The following is a 16,144-nucleotide window of genomic DNA, read 5'->3' as shown; positions in this document are numbered from 1 at the left end:
AGCTCCGGCGCGTAACCGGCTGTCTGGGCAGGAACACCCTCCAAGGTCTCTTTGCGCTGGGCCTGGATCGTCGCGCGCCCCGGAAGAAGGCCCGGCGAGAACCGGGCTTCGTTTGATCACCAGTACCAGTACGGATAAACCGGAGGATAATAGCGGACTACCCGGTACGGACGGCCATAGTAGTAGGGCGGGCCATAGACCGGTCCATAATAGACCGGTGGTGCGGTCGCGGCCGCTAGTGTTCCAGCGAACAGTCCGAGCGCAAGCCCGGGACCGATACCCGGGCCGCCCCAGCCATGATGACGCCAATGGGCCGAAGCCGGCGCAACCGATCCGATGAGGAGCGTTGCCGCCGCGACGACTGCAAGTGCAAGCTTTCTCATGTCGTTTCCCTCAAGTTACTACGCGCTCTGCGCACTTGTCTCCTTGTCATGGTCCACTTCGCCGAACCTCGGTTCGGCTATACAGTGAATTAGAACTGTCCGGGGCGAGTTCAAGTAACTCGTTGATGAGACCTGTCGATCTTGCCAGCGATTTGGCGGAGCCAAAAACCAGCATCATGAGTTCTTCACCTGCTCCGGCGTTCTCAACGCGGTGGTGGACCAGCTCTAGCTGGGGCGCGAAAATGAGCGCGCCGTTAGACCGCCCGGAGGCCTTCCTTCGGCATCTCCCGGATCAACAGGTCAATATCGCTCTGCTCCAGCGTCTCCTTCTCCAGGAGCTTCTTTGCCGCGCGGTCCAGGATCGGACGCCGCGTATTCAGTATGCCTTGGGTGCGTTGAAAGACCTGATCTACAGTATCCTTTACCTCGCGGTCGATGGCTGCGGCGGTCTCCTCCGCGTAACCACGCTCGCGAACTGGATAGGGCTGGTCAGGGCGTGCTAGGAAATTGCCGGGCTCGCGGTCATAGGCAACGCTGCCGAGCTTCTCCGACATCCCATAGCGTGTGACCATGCTCCGTGCGATGTCGGTCACCCGGCGCAGATCGTCGGCAGCTCCCGTCGACAGATGACCAAACACGATGAGCTCAGCTGCACGGCCGCCAAGCAGAACGGCCATTTTGTTTTCCAGCTCCTCCTTGGTCATCAAAAATCGATCCTCGATCGGCCGCTGAATGGTGTAGCCGAGTGCACCGACCCCACGCGGTATGATCGAGACCTTGTGCACGGGATCGACACCGGTCAAGGAAAGCGCGACCAGCGCGTGGCCCATCTCATGAAAAGCGACGATCTCACGTTCCTTGGGATTGAGCAGCCGGTTACGTTTTTCCAGGCCGGCGACCATGCGCTCCACCGCGTTATTGAAGTCGCTCATGCTTACCGCCTCGGCGCCGCGGCGGGTTGCCAGCAGTGCGGCCTCGTTGACGAGGTTAGCCAGATCGGCGCCAGTAAATCCCGGTGTCAAAGCTGCAACCGACTCCGGCTCGACGTCGCCGGCGAGCCGCACCTTTTTCATATGGACCTTGAGTATCTCGATACGCCCCTTCTTGTCCGGACGATCGACCAACACCTGACGATCGAAGCGGCCGGCGCGCAACAGCGCAGGGTCAAGGATTTCAGGCCGGTTGGTTGCCGCGAGGATGACCAGCCCCGATCGCGAGTCGAAGCCGTCGAGTTCGACCAATAGTTGGTTGAGCGTCTGCTCCTTCTCGTCGTGACCTCCAGCAAACGGACCGATGCCACGCGCTCGGCCAAGCGCATCGAGCTCGTCAATAAAGATAATTGCTGGTGCCTTTTCGTGTGCCTGCTGGAACAGATCGCGCACCCGTGCCGCGCCGACACCAACAAACATCTCCACGAATTCCGAACCCGAGATCGAGAAGAACGGAACTCGGGCTTCGCCTGCAACCGCCTTCGCCAGCAAGGTTTTGCCCGTGCCGGGCGGACCAACCAGCAGCACACCTTTCGGCATGCGACCGCCAAGCCGACCGTAATCGGTGGGATTCTTCAGGAAATCGACGACCTCGCGAAGCTCGTCCTTGGCTTCGTCGACACCGGCGACATCGGCAAAGGTGACGCCCGTGTTGGACTCGACATAGATCTTGGCCTTGCTCTTGCCGATCGCCATCAGTCCGCCGCCAAGGCCGCCGCCTTCAGCCACGCGACGGCCGATGTACCACCACAGCCCGAAGAAAAGCAGCACGGGCATCACCCACGAGAGGAGGTCGCGCAGAAAGGTGCTCTCGATTTGTCCGGTGAAGCGGACGTTGTATTTCTCCAGTTCCTGCGCCACGTCCTGGTCGACACGCGTGGTCACAAATCTCTTCTGGCCGCCCTGCAGCGGCTCCTTGAGCGTGCCCTGCAGGGTGCGATCGGAAATGCCGACCGCATCGATCTTCCCCTGATGCAGTAATTGCAGGTATTCGCTGTAGGGAATGACGGCAATTTGTGTGGTCGTTGCGATAAGATACTGGATGAAGAAGATCGCGAAAATCGCGGCGATGGTATATCCGACATTGAAGCGAGTTTTGTTGGTCATGCAGAAACTCAATGCAAAGGGCCCGGGAGCAGGTTCCTCGAACCGAGCGGATAATCGGCGGTTGGCGCGGCACTGCACCAAACACTCTGGCGTGGCATTGGTTTCAACGAGGTCCTGACGGAGCCGGACGCAGCCCCGTCGGGCGATCTCGACTGCGGCAGTCCGCCTGGGCGGAGGCTCCGCCCCTGGTAAGCCGTCGACCGCCACTTTGACTTCTGCGCGTTCGGCCCGCTCGTTAACGTCCAGGGGCGAGTACGCGGAGGGAATGGCTGCCGCACTCGCACGGGCGTGGACGTATCTCGACTGCGGCCGCCGAAAGTGAAATTGAGCAGGCTTTGCACCAGCGGCGGCGGACCTCTTGAAACCTAACCAGTGGGTTCTAATTCGAAGAGTGCGGTGCGGATCGCGCTGCACCGGACGCCTGTCGAGGGTCCGGTTTTTGGGCGCCGGACGCGGTGTCCGGCGCTCATAAACCATGTTGCTCAAGTGGAGGATGTGGCTATGACCACCTTTGATTTTGCCCCCCTGTGGCGTTCGACCGTTGGCTTCGATCGCGTGTTTGATCTGCTCGAGGATTCCGTCCAATGGACGGGCGACAATTACCCACCTTACAACATTGAGCGGGCCGACCAGGATCACTATCAGATCTCCCTCGCGCTAGCCGGCTTTGCACCGCATGAAATAACCATTACTGCGGAGCAAAACGTACTCACGGTTGAAGGCCGAAAGGCCGATAAGGGAGACCACCAATACTTGTACCAGGGTATCTCCGTGCGTCCATTCCGGCATCAGTTTAATCTCGCCGAGTACGTGCAAGTGAAGCGCGCTTCGTTTGAAGACGGAATGCTCAAGATCGAGCTGGTACGTGAACTCCCCGAAGCGATGAAGCCGCAGCAGATACCGATCCAAGCCGGCAACGACAACCAGAAGCTCGTGAACCAGCAAACGGCCTGAGTTCACTCGCCTGCTAGTCAGCGGGGGTCTCCTCGCTCAGCTACCAGCGTGCACCGGACTGCGGGTGGACGCCTGATGGCAGAGCGAGCTCGCGTGGCCAGATTCAGGGAGAAATACATGAAGAACGTAATCTCAAACGATCCGCAGCAGCTCGAGCGCAGGCTGCTCAAGCTCCTCGAACGTCACGGAGGCGACGGTCGCGCGATCACCCTTGAGAGCCTTGCTGCCAATATTGGCATGCAGCAGCAAGCGAAGGATCTTCTCCTTGCCCTGGGTAACCTCGTCACACGGGGGCTTGTTAAGCGTGCCGGCGACGATCCTATACCTGGCTCTCTTGTTGCATTCCGTCTGGTACGCGCGGCATCGCCGTATGATTTATCGGCTGCCACGAGCGCGGCAGCCGCGATAGTGGCCCGTCCGTTAAAGGCCTCGACCAAGGCAGTTCGTCAAAGCCGTTCACGAGAGAGCACACAGCTGCCCAAAGGCATTGAGACCCTGTATTCGACAGTTTGGCAAGGTTGGTAGATCAGCGATGGACGATTATCGCGACCTCATGACGGTTGCTCTGGTGCTGTTCTTCGCGGGTCTCATGTTGGTGGTCGGCCAACTCTATCTCGAACACAGCACCAGACAGGATCTGGGCACGGAGATCGAGCTACCGCATGTGCCGACTTTATCGCCAATCTTGAGTTCGCGTGCGGGCGAGCATTCAGGCCGAACCTTCCGCTAGTGGTCTAGACAAATGTGTATGGTTCAAGGAGCTGGCGTTTATCAGAAACATCGGGGAGTCGAGTCACCTGGAGCGACTCGAACCGCCGACGTCGCTTTTTGTTTTCTCGCTTTGGCCCACGTGACATCTCGGCATTGACGGACGCTGAGCCCTGCTCGCGAGATTACTAGGCATCTTGGACCCTGCGCAGGGTGTCCAGCCTGCGCAGCGCACCCGCACTCTATGCGCCAACGCTTTGCGGACGTCGCGCATAGCTCCGACAAAGGACCACCGACGCTAGCCTCCGATGGATCTTTTTTGATCTCCCGGTGCACACGTCGTGCACACGCCGCCCTCTAACCAATTGAAAAACCTGAACTCTCGGCCCAATCCATCATGGGGAAGTTTGAGCTAATATTGGACAGCAGAATCACGGTTGCTCCACCATGATCCGCTTTACGCCAAAGGCCGCCCGCCTCGCCAAGCCGCTCCTCGACCTGATGCTAGCATCAGGATGGCCGTTAGGGGCGCACGTTGTCTTGCGCCCCCGAAATCTCGAAAGCAGCCAAGGCAAATTACACGCTCCGCGTTGAGCTTCAACTTCTGATCAATCCCAGCTCAGCGCGCCGCCGTTCTGGTATTCGATGACGCGGGTTTCGAAGAAGTTCTTCTCCTTCTTCAGGTCCATCGCCTCCGACATCCACGGGAACGGATTCTCCACCTCAGCGAAGACCGGAGCGAGGCCGATCTGGGCGCAGCGACGGTTCGCGATGAAATGCATGTACTGCTCGCACAGCGCCGCGTTGAGGCCGAGGAAGCCGCGCGGCATGGTGTCCCGGCCATAGGCGGCTTCGAGTTCGGCCGCCTCACGGATCATGCCACGGATCTCGTCCTGGAATTCGGCGGTCCACAGATGCGGATTCTCGATCTTGATCTGGTTGATCACGTCGATGCCGAAGTTCAGATGGATGCTCTCGTCGCGCAGGATGTACTGATACTGCTCGGCGATGCCGACCATCTTGTTGCGGCGGCCGAGCGACAGGATCTGCGCGAAACCCGTGTAGAACCACATGCCTTCAAATACGACGTAGAACGCGACGAGATCGCGCAGGAAGGCGCGGTCGTTATCGGGCGTGCCGGTCTCGAACGACGGGTCGTCGAGATGCTGGGTGTGCTTGAGCGCCCACGCCGCCTTGTCGGTGATGGACGGCACCTCGCGGTACATGTTGAACAGCTCACCCTCATCGAGGCCGAGACTTTCCACGATGTACTGGAAGGTGTGGGTGTGCACCGCCTCCTCGAAGGCCTGGCGGAGCAGATACTGCCGGCATTCCGGATTGGTCAGGTGACGGTAGATCGCCAGCACAATGTTGTTGGCGACCAGCGATTCCGACGCCGCGAAGAAACCGAGGTTGCGCTTGATGGCGCGACGCTCGTCCTCCGTCAGACCGTCGCGCGACTTCCACAGCGCGATGTCGGCCTGCATCGAGACTTCGGTCGGCATCCAGTGATTGTTGCAGCCGGAAAGATATTTCTCCCAGGCCCATTTGTATTTCAGCGGCAAGAGCTGGTTGACGTCGGCGCGGCAGTTGATCATCCGCTTCTCGTCGACCGAGACGCGGCCGCCGGCACGATCGATCGCCCCTAAGCCGGTCGGATCGACCGGCTCGAGCTTGAGCTGGATATGCGGACGCAGTGCCGTGGCGAGGGTAGAAGCGGCGGGAGCAGCCGCGGTGATTTCGGTGTCGGACCAATCAAGCATCGTCATCTCCTCACTGGCAGGCTTCGCATTCGGGATCGTCGATTCGGCAGGCCTTGATGCCGTCGAGATCGGGCGCCGCCGCCGTCGAGATCATGATCGGGGCATGCGAAACCGCGCTCGACGCGGACACTGCGTTGAGCTTGCCGTCGGTGCCCTTCAACGTGGACTTCTCTACATGGGTGGCGCTACGCGAGCGCAGGTAATAGGTCGTCTTCAATCCACGCCGCCAGGCTAGCCGGTAGAGCGTGTCAAGCTTCTTGCCGGAGGGATTGGCGATGTATAGGTTGAGCGACTGCGACTGGTCGATCCATTTCTGCCGACGTGCGGCGGCTTCGATCAGCCAGGCGCTGTCGATCTCGAACGCGGTGGCATAGAGCGCCTTGAGATCATCAGGCACGCGGTCGATCTGGCCGACACTGCCGTCGAAATATTTGAGGTCGGAGACCATCACCTCGTCCCACAGCCCCCTCGCCTTCAGATCGCGCACGAGGAAATCGTTCACGACCGTGAAGTCGCCGGACATGTTCGATTTGACGAACAGGTTCTGGTAGTTCGGCTCGATCGATTGCGAGACGCCGCAGATGTTGGAGATCGTCGCGGTCGGCGCGATCGCCATGACGTTCGAGTTGCGCATGCCGCTTGAAGTGACCTTCTTGCGGAGGCGATCCCAGTCCAGCGTCGCGGAGCGGTCGGCATCTAACCCGCCGCGGGACTCCGCGACGAACTGGATAGAGTCGAGCGGCAGGATGCCCTTCGACCACAGCGAGCCCTCGAAGCTCGGATAGCGGCCGCGCTCGGCGGCGAGATCCGACGACGCCTCGATGGCGTGGTAGGAGATCGCCTCCATGCTGACATCGGCAAAGCTGACGGCGACATCCGATGCGATCGGGATGCGCTGGACCTGAAGCGCTTCCTGGAAACCCATCAAGCCGAGACCGACCGGCCGGTGACGCATGTTGGAACGGCGCGCCTCCGGGATGGTGTAGAAATTGATGTCGATGACATTGTCGAGCATCCGCACGGCCGTCGTCACCGTCCGCTTCAGCTTGGCCTGGTCGATGCCGCCAGCGCTGACATGGGCGAGCATGTTGATGGAGCCGAGATTGCAGACCGCTACCTCGTCGGCCGAGGTGTTGAGCGTGATCTCGGTGCAGAGGTTCGAGGAATGGATCACGCCCATGTGCCGCTGCGGCGAGCGCAGATTGCAGGGATCCTTGAAGGTGATCCACGGATGGCCGGTCTCGAACAGCATGGTCAGCATGCGCCGCCAGAGATCGGTCGCACGCACGGTCTTGAACACGCGCATGCCGCCGGCTTTCGCTTTGGCTTCATAGGCCTCGTAGGCCGTTTTGAAGGCTGCGCCGTAGAGATCGTGCAGGTCAGGCGTCTCGTCCGGAGAGAACAAAGTCCATTCGCCGTCGGCATCGACGCGCTGCATGAACAGGTCGGGCACCCAGTTCGCGGTGTTCATGTCGTGGGTGCGGCGGCGATCGTCGCCGGTGTTCTTGCGCAGGTCGAGGAATTCCTCGATGTCGACGTGCCAGGTCTCGAGGTAGGCGCAGACCGCGCCCTTGCGCTTGCCGCCCTGGTTGACCGCGATCGCGGTGTCGTTAGCAACCTTCAGGAACGGGATGATGCCTTGGCTCTCGCCATTGGTGCCCTTGATGTGGGCGCCGAGACCGCGCACCGGCGTCCAGTCATTGCCGAGGCCGCCGGAATATTTGGCGAGCAGGGCGTTGTCCTTGACCGATTTGAAGATGCCGTCGAGATCGTCCGACACCGTCGTGAGGAAACAGGACGAGAGCTGCGGGCGCAGCGTGCCCGAATTGAACAAGGTCGGCGTCGAGGCCATGAAGTCGAACGACGACAGCAAATCGTAGAACTCGATCGCCTTGGCTTCGCGATCGATCTCGCGGACGGCGAGGCCCATCGCGACGCGCATGAAGAACGCCTGCGGCAGCTCGATACGCTTGCCGCGCTCATGCAGGAAGTAACGGTCGTAGAGCGTCTGCAAGCCGAGGAACTGGAAGTTCAAGTCGCGTTCGGGCTTGAGCGCTGCCGCAATGCGCGACAGATCGAAACGGGAGAGCTCGGGATCGAGCAGCTCGGCCGCGATGCCGACCTTCACATAGGCCGGAAAATATTCGGCATAGCGGGTCACCATGTCGGCCTGCGAGGCCGAGGTCGGAACGCCCTGGACGTAGGACAGCACCTCGCCGCGCAGCTTGTCGAGCAGCAGGCGCGCGCTGACATAGGCGTAGTTGGGCTCCTGCTCGACCAAAGTCCGCGCGGCCATGATCGAGGCCAGCGCCAGCTCATCCTGGCTGATGCCGTCGTAGAGATTGCGGGTGGTTTCGGCCAGCACCGGCGCGGCGGAGACACCGTCGAGGCCGGCGCAGGCTTCGCCGATGATCAAGGCGAGACGCTTGCTGTCGAGGCCGACGCGCGAGCCGTCGGCGAGCGTGACATGAAGCTCCGGTACGGCGACCGTCTTGGCTTCCGCAGCGGCTTCCTCCGCACGCTGGCGCGAGCGTTCCTCACGATACAGCACATAGGCGCGCGCGACCTTGTGGTGCTCGCTGCGCATCAAAGCGAGCTCGACCTGGTCCTGCACGTCCTCGATGTGGAACGTGCGCCCCTCGCCTGCCCGGCGCATCAGTGCGGTGACGACTTCGGACGTGAGCTGCTCGACACTCTCATGGACGCGGCGCGAGGCGACCGCGTTGGTGCCTTCCACGGCCAGAAACGCCTTGGTCATGGCAACCGCGATCTTGGCGGAATCGAATGGCGAGACCTTGCCGTTGCGGCGAATGATCTGCATGGACGGCTCGCTGGAAGCCGCAAGTGACTGTGGACGCAACTGGATGATGGGTGCGGAAGCGCTTTCCGCGTCGTGCAGGTTCAGTGACATCAATCGGCCCCGTGATGCGCGCGTTATGTTTGAACGGGGCTTTTGGAAAGGACGCCGCAGAAACGCCGGCAGGAAAGCGCCGGACGGTGCATGCAAGCGACCGCCGGACACCCCGCCCGTGGACGTTCAGATCGTCACGGCAGGTCTCCTGGCTCGCAGGTCGTCGCTCGCTTCCCGTCTTCCCAATGCGCGGACGCACCAGTGACGCTTGTACGGAAGCAGCTCGCTGCTGACAGTTGCGGGGGCAGCGCCGGAATTCCGCGCCTTCTGGCGCAGTTCACCGGCTTCCCTCTTAGCCACTAAATCTTGCGATCCAGCGGAACCGTGACGCCCACATGTGGTGATATTCGTGAGCGGGTGTCAACGATTCGTTTGAATGGGCGTCCCGTATTCGCTGTGGAATGTGGGAGTTCCGATCTACGAGCCGGTCTTGGGACTGACTGTCCGTATTTCGCCCCGGTCCCGGTTGAGGCCCAGAGCCACGCAGTATGACGATTTACTTAAATCATCATACCACTGTATGAGTATTCGGGTAAGACATCATACCAGCGACTTCGGAATGCCGGGCCCGAAGCTCGCCGCGTAAAGGGGGACGAGTTGCGTAGGGTTTCTTGGCACCTGGCACTGGCCAGCATGACGTTGTCCGGCTTCGCGGCCGAAGATTCAATCAATGCACAGACGGTACCGAGCGCATCCGCGCCGTTGCCCCCTGTGACGGTTGCAGCGCCGGAAGCTGCGCCCAAACGCGCCCGACGAACCGAGGCGGCCTCGCGAACGAGCACCGCGCGCCGTGCGCAGAACAGGCCCGTTGCGCGGGCATCCTCCCAGCAGCCCGCGCTTGGGCTTTCCATCGGCGCAGGCGCGACGGCAAGCCGCGGCGACGTGTCGAGCGCCGTGACAGCCCTCCCCGCTGCGGTGACCGTATTGGACGCGCCGGCCATCAGCCGGCTGGCGGTCGCGACCTATGGCGACCTGTTCCGCCCGCTCCCCGGTTTCAACGTGTCCAACTACGGCCAAGGCGGCATCGGCTATGGCCTCTCGCTACGCGGCTACACCGACGCCGAGCATGGCCGCGACATCGCCTATTTCATCGACGGCGTCCCGCTCAACGAGGTCTCCTCGCTGCACACGCCGAACTACGCCGACCTCAACGTGCTTTTCCCCGAGACGGTGAAGAGCATCGAGATCGTGCGCGGACCGTTCTCGGTCGAATACGGCGATTCCAACATGGGCGGCTCGGTCAACATCACGACCAAGCAGGCCGAGCCCTTCGCGAGCGTCGGCGTCTCCGGCGGCACGCAAGGCACCGCGCGGGGCGTCGCCACCTACAGTACGACGCAAGGTGCGTGGCTGCCTTATCTGGCGCAGGAGGGCTATCACACCGACGGCTATCGCGAAAATAGCTTCATCAATCGCTACAATTCGTTCAACAAGGTCACGACGATCTTGCCTGACGGTGCGACCATCTCGTTCCGCGCGCAGGCCTATGGCACGGAATACGGCTCGCCCGGCTATGCAAATCGCGATGCGATCGCCGCAGGCGCGATCTCCGAGCGCTCAGCCACCAATCCGACCGACGGCGGCAACAAGCAACTCGAGAACTTCGTCACCAACTACAGTTCGGGCGCCCAGGACCAGGAACTGAAGGGGACGTTGTACGTCAGCCACCAGTTTTCGAACCGTTTCGCCGATTTCGGCGGTGGCCAGCGCGTGCAGCACGAAGACCGCACGATGGTCGGCGGCCGCGTGAGCAAGGTCTGGACCGGCGCCATCGGCGACGACATCCCGGTGCAGGTCCTGCTCGGCAGCAACTGGCGCACCGACTTCATCGAGGCGTTCCAGGCTCCGACGACCGCGCGTGCCGTGACCGGGCCGGCCGTGGTCAATGTCGGGTTGACCCAGACCAACGTCGCCGGCTTTGGACAGGTCCAGGTCAAACCGCTCCCCTGGCTCAAGTTCACGGCGGGCACACGCTACGACCAGTTTTACTACGATATCAACGACCGCATCACGCTCGGCGGGACGCCAAACATCTCGAACGGCGTTACGAGCCCGAAGGTCGGCGTCGCGATCACGCCGGTAAGATGGCTCGAGCTGTTTGCCAATTATGGCCAGGGCTTCCGCAGCGTCGACGTGCCCGCGGAGCTTATCGGCAATCCCGGCATTCAGCCGTTCAAGATCGTCAGTCGCGAAGGCGGGTTCCAGCTCACCTTCGATCGCGTCAGATTTTTGGCAAGCTATTGGACGACCGACTCCGCGAACGAGGCGTTTCAAGCCGATGCCGGCCTGCCGGTTACGTTCCTGGGCAAGGCTCAGCGCAACGGATACGATGTCGATGCACGCTGGTTCGTGATCCAGGAGCCCGTCAACAATGTGTCCCTGTTCGCCAACTATACCGGCATAACGGCGCGCCTCGTCGATGCGGCGCCGTCCTATTTCGTGCCGAACGTGCCGAACTATGTCGCCAATGTCGGCGTCGACTTCAACGTTGCGACCGTCAATGCGCAGGTACTGTCCGGCTCGGCCTATGTGACCTTCGTCGGCAAAAAGAACCTGACCCAGGACGGCCTCATCACGACCTCGCCGTACTCGCGCGTGACCGGAAAGATCGCCTATTCCTGGCCTGAGGGGTGGACCGCATTCACACAGGCAACCTGGTATCCGGGTGATCGGGTCAGCGAGATCGCGATCAATTTCGGCAACCCGGTCAACGCCAATTCATCCGACATCTTCGTCAGCGCCCAGCCGACCCTCGCTGTCCTCGCGGGCGTGAGCTATCGCTTCCCGACAGTGGTGGCCGCGGCGGCGCCAAAACTGGTGACCAAATGATCTCTTCCCGTTCCATTCAATCTCTGCTGCTCTCGGCTGCGTTAACGCTCTGCTCGGCCGCTCCGTCGACTGCACATGACGTCTGGATCACGCTGTCCGGGCCGGCGAACGCGCGCCGTGCCGTCGTCAACTACGGTCATCCCGACGACCGGCCCCCCGCCTTCGCCGACAAGGTGGTGGACCTGTTCGCGATCACGTCGAAAGCACGCAACTCGCTGCTCGACGGCCTTGCGGCCGCCTCGGAGAACGGCGTTCAGATTGCCAGATCAAAACCGTTCGACGATGCCGGACACACGCTGCTCGCGGCGCGCTATGACAACGGCTTCTGGATCAAGACGAAGGACGGCCTCTATCGCAACGCGACGCGGCGGCTGATGCCTGATGCGGTCGAGAGCTTCTGGTCGGGAAAGTTCGCCAAGGCGATCACGGGGGCCGACGCGCCGTGGCAGGAGGTGCTCGGACACGATCTCGAACTCGTGCCGTTGTCCGATCCCGCCAAGACCAAGCCGGGCGAAACGCTCAGGATCAAGGTGCTGTTTCGTGGCAAACCGCAGTCCGACGCCGAGGTCGAAAGTGGCGACGGCAAGACGGCGATCCCGGAGAAGGACATCCCGAAATTCAAGACCGATTCTGACGGCATCGCCGGGATTCCGATCGTCAAGCCCGGTCCCCACCTCCTCGTGATCGATCATCGCGCCGCGCCATCCGCTACTCCGGATCAGGCAACCGCCGATCTCTACAACGCGACGCTGTGGTTCAATGTGTTAGCCAAGCAACGCTAGACCGTTCTAAAGAGCATGGAGGATCTCCTCCTACAGTCGGGGCAAAACAGTCACACTTCGCAACGATCGAAGTACCGGCCGGTCGAACCGACTACGCGAATATTGACGCTCTTAGCGCCGGATGCCATTTTTATAAGCGGTAGTGCCCGCAAGGGCTACCAAAGGGAATGCGGTGCGTCCGTTACAGCGGGCAATTCCGCGGCTGCCCCCGCAACTGTAGGCGGATAGCCGACGACCAAACGTACCACTGGAGCCCCGAATTGGGCCTCTGGGAAGGCGGTCGAACGCGATAACCCGCGAGCCAGGAAACCTGCTGCCAGCCATGAGTCACGCGCGAACGCATCGGGCGGGGTGTCCCGGTGTCGAACCAGCAGCCGAAACATCTGTGCCTGGGGCGAAGGCAGATGACTAAGGCAACCGCGGTGACAGTTTGTTTGCATCGCCGCAGAGCATTGTTGTGCAACATTTTCATTTTCGGTCCGGCGTTACGCCAGGGTTTTCGCGTGTTTTCCTGATTTCCCTGCTCTCTTCGGTATCGCTGTCATCAGCGGCGATCGCGCAGAGCGCGGCCCAGAACAAGCCGCCTGTCGAGATCGGTCCCGTCACCGTCTCTCCATCTACTCCAAAGCCTGCGCCAGCCGTCAGCCCCGGCAATCAGAAGCCTCGCACGGCACGTCGGACCACAGGCCGCAAGCCGGCCACTTCCGTCGTTGCGCGCCCGATCGTCTCGAGCGCGAGCGCCCCGGTCGAAACGCCATTGAACACGGCCGCCGTCACCGACGTCAGTTCGCGGCTCGGCATCACCGCGCGTGAAATGCCGGCGACCGTCGAGGTGATCAGCCAGCAGACTATGCAGGATCAGGGCATCAGGACGACGACCGAAGTTGCCAAAGTGGCGGTCGGCGTGATCGGCGGCGATGCGCCGGGCGCGCCCGCCATCTTCTCGATGCGCGGCTTTACCGGCGACCAGATCAGCACCCTCTACAACGGCATCCCGATCGGGCCGTCGACCATGACCGGCCGTCCGATGGACGTGGCCAGCTTGCAGCAGGTCGAGATCATCAAGGGACCAGACTCGCTGGTGGCGGGTCTCGGCGCGACTGGCGGCGCCATCAATTACGTCAACAAGGCGCCGCACACAGGTCCGATCGTCAACGAAGCCTTCACCTCCTACGATTCCTTCAACGGCTACCGCGCCGGATACGGGTCGGGCGGCAGCACGTTGATCGACGGCCTCGACTATCGCTTCGACATCAGCCATTTCAACGACAAGGGTTTCATCGACGACACCTATTCCAAGCTGAGCAATGTCTCCGGCCAGTTGAACTATCGTGTCAACGACAGCCTGAAGATCTGGGGCGCGGCCGAATACCGACAGGATAATGACCGCTTCTACTGGGGGACGCCGCTGGTGCCGGCGAATGCACCAGGCATCGTGCCAACGACGGGCATCGTCTCCGGGGTCTGGAGCAACTATTACCTTGGCGGCGGCACGCCGGTCCCGGTCACGATCGATGCGCGCACGCTGACCACGAACTACAACGTGCTCGACAATCACAGCGGCGCCAGCGAGCTGTGGCTGCGCAGCGGCTTCCAGTGGGACATCACCAACAACGTCTCGCTGAAGAGCCAGGTTTACGGCTATGACGCCCACAGGCACTGGTTCAATAACGAAATCTCGTCATTTGACCAGACCGTTGGCGGTTTTGCCGGCGCGCAGAGCATCTATCGTGAGCGCCTGGCGCTCGATCACGCGCAGCGGCTCTACGGCAACATCACCGACCTCACCGTCAACTCCAACATCGGTGGTCTGGACAACCGCTTCGTCGCCACCGTCATGGCGAGCAACAACCAGTTCAACGTCTCGCAGGACACGCTGTTCGGAAACGATTACGTCGACCTGCTCAACCCGGACCGTGGGCTCTATGGCTCGCGCACCGACGAGAAGATCTACACCCGTGTCAACACCGCGTCGCTGTCGTTCGAGGACCGGATCAAGCTGACCTCGACCTTCGCGCTGATCGGCGGTATCCGCTTCGAGGACATCAAGCTGGACCGCACGCGCTTCGACCCTGATGGCGTGCTGGAATCTGCCAAGGGCTATCCGTTCTCGACCACTTTCAATCCTATCACCGGCCGCATCGGCTACACCTGGGACATCGCGCCGGGCGTAATGCTGTACAGCCAGTATGCGACCGCAGCCGATCCGACGGTCGCGAACATCTTCATCCTCGCGCCTTCAGTGCCGTTGCTGCTAACGACGTCGCGGACCTACGAGACCGGCGTGAAGGTGCAATCGCAAGACAAGCGAACCGAGTTCACAGCGTCCGTATTCGATATCGAGCGCAAGAACGTCTACGTTCCCGAAAGCGGCATCGTCTTCAACGTTGCCGGCAAGATTGCCTCCAAGGGCATTGAGCTCGCGGCCGCGACCAATCCGTTCGGCGGGCTGAAGCTGTGGGGCAATGTCGCCTTCGTGCAGTCGCGCTTCGTCGACTTCAGCTATGTCGACGGCAACGGAGTCTTCCAGTCCTACTCCGGCAATACGCCGCCCAATGTCCCGAACTTCGTCGCCAACGCCGGTGCGTCCTACCGATTCGAGACGGCTTTGCCGGTCGAGATCGGTGCGTCCATGCGCCACGTCGGCGACCGTTTCAATTTCCAGGACAATCTGGTCGTCATGAACGCCTATACGACCTTCGATGCCTTTGCCTTCGTCGATATCCCGAAGTCCTATTTCTCGACCGTCGACCGGACGCGGATCAGCTTCCGCGTGAGAAACCTGACGAACAAGCTCTACGCGGCGTGGGGGGATCCCGGTTATACCGATCAGATTATCCTGGGCGCGCCACGCAGCTATGAGGTGGCGGCTTCGTTCAAGTGGTAAGACGCATCCGCACGCTTTGAGGTGCGGGACAGATCGTCAGCCCGGCCGGTCTGCGCCCGCGTCGAATCGGGCAAAAGCGATGCTGGTTGCCGCGCCGAGTAGAGTCCAGAAGATCAGGCTGGTCACGGTGACCGCGACCACGAACTGGTGCGACAGCGAGGATGGCACGTTGGTCTCGACGTGTTCCAGCTCCGGCGCACCGATCAGGTGGGGCAGAGCGAGAAGGATCACGCCTGCAACGGCGGCCGGCATCGAACGGCGGAAGACGATCAGAGCGAGGCCGGAAGCCGTCGCGAGCACCGCGACGAGCCACCAGATCTGGCGCGACAGCAACGGCGCGGCCGGAACGCCCGGCAATTCCGGCGGCAGGCCGAGACCGGGGGCGATGGTGAAGACGACGAAGCCGGCCAATCCCCACAGCAGGCCCTCGTGCCATGCCACCCCTTCCCCGGTCACACCGCTTCGCACGGCAAAGAAGCCAGCGAGCAGCAGCGCAAAGCCGATCGCGTTCAGCACATTCGCGGCGGCCGTATAGGCGTTGCGCTCGAACCCGTCGCGCGGCTCCCAAGCTCCGTGGTCGTGATCGTCATGTCCTTGGCCCCCATGGTCATGCGCCGCATGGTCATGGGCAGGATGGTCTTGGCCGGCCGCAGCCGGCTGTGGCGCCGCTGCAGCGTCATGCTGATGGGATTCCGCGGCCTTCTCGAAGACCTCGGCCTTCAGGATCAGGGGAACGGTGCCGAACTGCTGGGCGACCGTGACGATGAGACCAACGATGAAACCGGCAATGACCGACGAGAAGACGATCGAGCGAAACGTGCTCATGCCGCC

11 protein-coding genes and 2 riboswitches are annotated in these 16,144 nt (G+C 61.7%); of the genes, 6 read left to right on the top strand and 5 right to left on the bottom strand.

What is annotated here, in order from left to right:
- Window positions 1-116: 116 nt before the first annotated feature.
- Both ACV1FX_RS01820 and ftsH read right to left on the bottom strand, forming a co-directional pair.
- Window positions 117-383 carry a hypothetical protein gene (locus ACV1FX_RS01820; RefSeq protein ID WP_084334648.1) on the bottom strand — a complete coding sequence of 89 codons (267 nt, stop codon included), beginning with the start codon at window positions 381-383 and terminating at the stop codon, window positions 117-119.
- A gap of 254 nt (window positions 384-637) precedes the next feature.
- Window positions 638-2,479 (bottom strand): ATP-dependent zinc metalloprotease FtsH, encoded by a 1,842-nt coding sequence (gene ftsH / locus ACV1FX_RS01815; protein ID WP_473115817.1) that lies wholly within the window; start codon window positions 2,477-2,479, stop codon window positions 638-640.
- Between the two features lie 501 nt (window positions 2,480-2,980).
- Between ftsH and ACV1FX_RS01810 the strand changes: the two genes are divergently transcribed.
- From ACV1FX_RS01810 to ACV1FX_RS01800, 3 genes are all read left to right on the top strand, one after another.
- Window positions 2,981-3,433, top strand: coding sequence for an Hsp20 family protein (locus ACV1FX_RS01810; protein ID WP_473115816.1), 453 nt, complete (start codon window positions 2,981-2,983; stop codon window positions 3,431-3,433).
- A 117-nt stretch (window positions 3,434-3,550) separates the two neighbouring features.
- On the top strand, window positions 3,551-3,958 hold the full coding sequence (locus ACV1FX_RS01805) for a hypothetical protein (RefSeq protein ID WP_473115815.1): 408 nt from the start codon (window positions 3,551-3,553) through the stop codon (window positions 3,956-3,958).
- Between the two features lie 7 nt (window positions 3,959-3,965).
- The gene (locus tag ACV1FX_RS01800; protein WP_473115814.1) at window positions 3,966-4,163 is read left to right on the top strand and encodes a hypothetical protein; all 198 of its coding nucleotides are present in this window, start codon (window positions 3,966-3,968) and stop codon (window positions 4,161-4,163) included.
- A gap of 586 nt (window positions 4,164-4,749) precedes the next feature.
- Here ACV1FX_RS01800 and ACV1FX_RS01795 read toward each other — a convergent pair.
- Together ACV1FX_RS01795 and ACV1FX_RS01790 are read right to left on the bottom strand one after the other, a co-directional pair.
- Entirely contained in the window at window positions 4,750-5,904 is a 1,155-nt protein-coding gene (locus ACV1FX_RS01795; protein WP_473115813.1) for a ribonucleotide-diphosphate reductase subunit beta, read from the bottom strand.
- Between the two features lie 10 nt (window positions 5,905-5,914).
- Window positions 5,915-8,815, bottom strand: a complete 2,901-nt coding sequence (locus tag ACV1FX_RS01790; RefSeq protein ID WP_473115812.1) for a ribonucleoside-diphosphate reductase subunit alpha — start codon at window positions 8,813-8,815, stop codon at window positions 5,915-5,917.
- A 121-nt stretch (window positions 8,816-8,936) separates the two neighbouring features.
- A riboswitch (cobalamin riboswitch) is annotated at window positions 8,937-9,157 on the bottom strand.
- Window positions 9,158-9,412: 255 nt separating this feature from the next.
- On the opposite strand from ACV1FX_RS01790, the gene ACV1FX_RS01785 reads away from it, so the two are divergent.
- The 3 genes from ACV1FX_RS01785 (at window position 9,413) to ACV1FX_RS01775 (ending at window position 15,313) form a co-directional block, all read left to right on the top strand.
- Window positions 9,413-11,644, top strand: coding sequence for a TonB-dependent receptor (locus ACV1FX_RS01785; RefSeq protein ID WP_473115811.1), 2,232 nt, complete (start codon window positions 9,413-9,415; stop codon window positions 11,642-11,644).
- A complete protein-coding gene (locus tag ACV1FX_RS01780) occupies window positions 11,641-12,426 on the top strand; it encodes a DUF4198 domain-containing protein (RefSeq protein WP_473115810.1) in 786 nt (261 codons plus the stop codon). The genes ACV1FX_RS01785 and ACV1FX_RS01780 overlap by 4 nt, the downstream gene beginning before the upstream one ends.
- A gap of 123 nt (window positions 12,427-12,549) precedes the next feature.
- Window positions 12,550-12,758: riboswitch (cobalamin riboswitch) on the top strand.
- 125 nt (window positions 12,759-12,883) lie between these two features.
- Window positions 12,884-15,313: a TonB-dependent receptor gene (locus ACV1FX_RS01775; RefSeq protein ID WP_473115809.1), complete on the top strand. Its 2,430-nt coding sequence runs from the start codon at window positions 12,884-12,886 to the stop codon at window positions 15,311-15,313.
- Between the two features lie 36 nt (window positions 15,314-15,349).
- Here ACV1FX_RS01775 and ACV1FX_RS01770 read toward each other — a convergent pair whose 3' ends face one another.
- Window positions 15,350-16,138, bottom strand: a complete 789-nt coding sequence (locus ACV1FX_RS01770) for a CbtA family protein (RefSeq protein ID WP_473115808.1) — start codon at window positions 16,136-16,138, stop codon at window positions 15,350-15,352.
- Window positions 16,139-16,144: the final 6 nt, after the last annotated feature.

The organism is Bradyrhizobium ingae, from assembly GCF_055791185.1.
The sequence above is the reverse complement of the archived record's forward strand: the minus strand, read 5'-3'. Positions and strand labels throughout refer to the sequence as shown.

Bases quoted from the DNA above. Each gene is read 5' to 3' on its own strand.
- ACV1FX_RS01770 (WP_473115808.1), bottom strand. From the start codon at position 16,138: ATGAGCACGTTTCGCTCGATCGTCTTCTCGTCGGTCATTGCCGGTTTC.
- ACV1FX_RS01780 (WP_473115810.1), top strand. From the start codon at position 11,641: ATGATCTCTTCCCGTTCCATTCAATCTCTGCTGCTCTCGGCTGCGTTA.
- ACV1FX_RS01820 (WP_084334648.1), bottom strand. From the start codon at position 383: ATGAGAAAGCTTGCACTTGCAGTCGTCGCGGCGGCAACGCTCCTCATC.
- ACV1FX_RS01795 (WP_473115813.1), bottom strand. From the start codon at position 5,904: ATGCTTGATTGGTCCGACACCGAAATCACCGCGGCTGCTCCCGCCGCT.
- ACV1FX_RS01805 (WP_473115815.1), top strand. From the start codon at position 3,551: ATGAAGAACGTAATCTCAAACGATCCGCAGCAGCTCGAGCGCAGGCTG.
- ACV1FX_RS01790 (WP_473115812.1), bottom strand. From the start codon at position 8,815: ATGTCACTGAACCTGCACGACGCGGAAAGCGCTTCCGCACCCATCATC.
- ACV1FX_RS01800 (WP_473115814.1), top strand. From the start codon at position 3,966: ATGGACGATTATCGCGACCTCATGACGGTTGCTCTGGTGCTGTTCTTC.
- ACV1FX_RS01810 (WP_473115816.1), top strand. From the start codon at position 2,981: ATGACCACCTTTGATTTTGCCCCCCTGTGGCGTTCGACCGTTGGCTTC.
- ftsH (WP_473115817.1), bottom strand. From the start codon at position 2,479: ATGACCAACAAAACTCGCTTCAATGTCGGATATACCATCGCCGCGATT.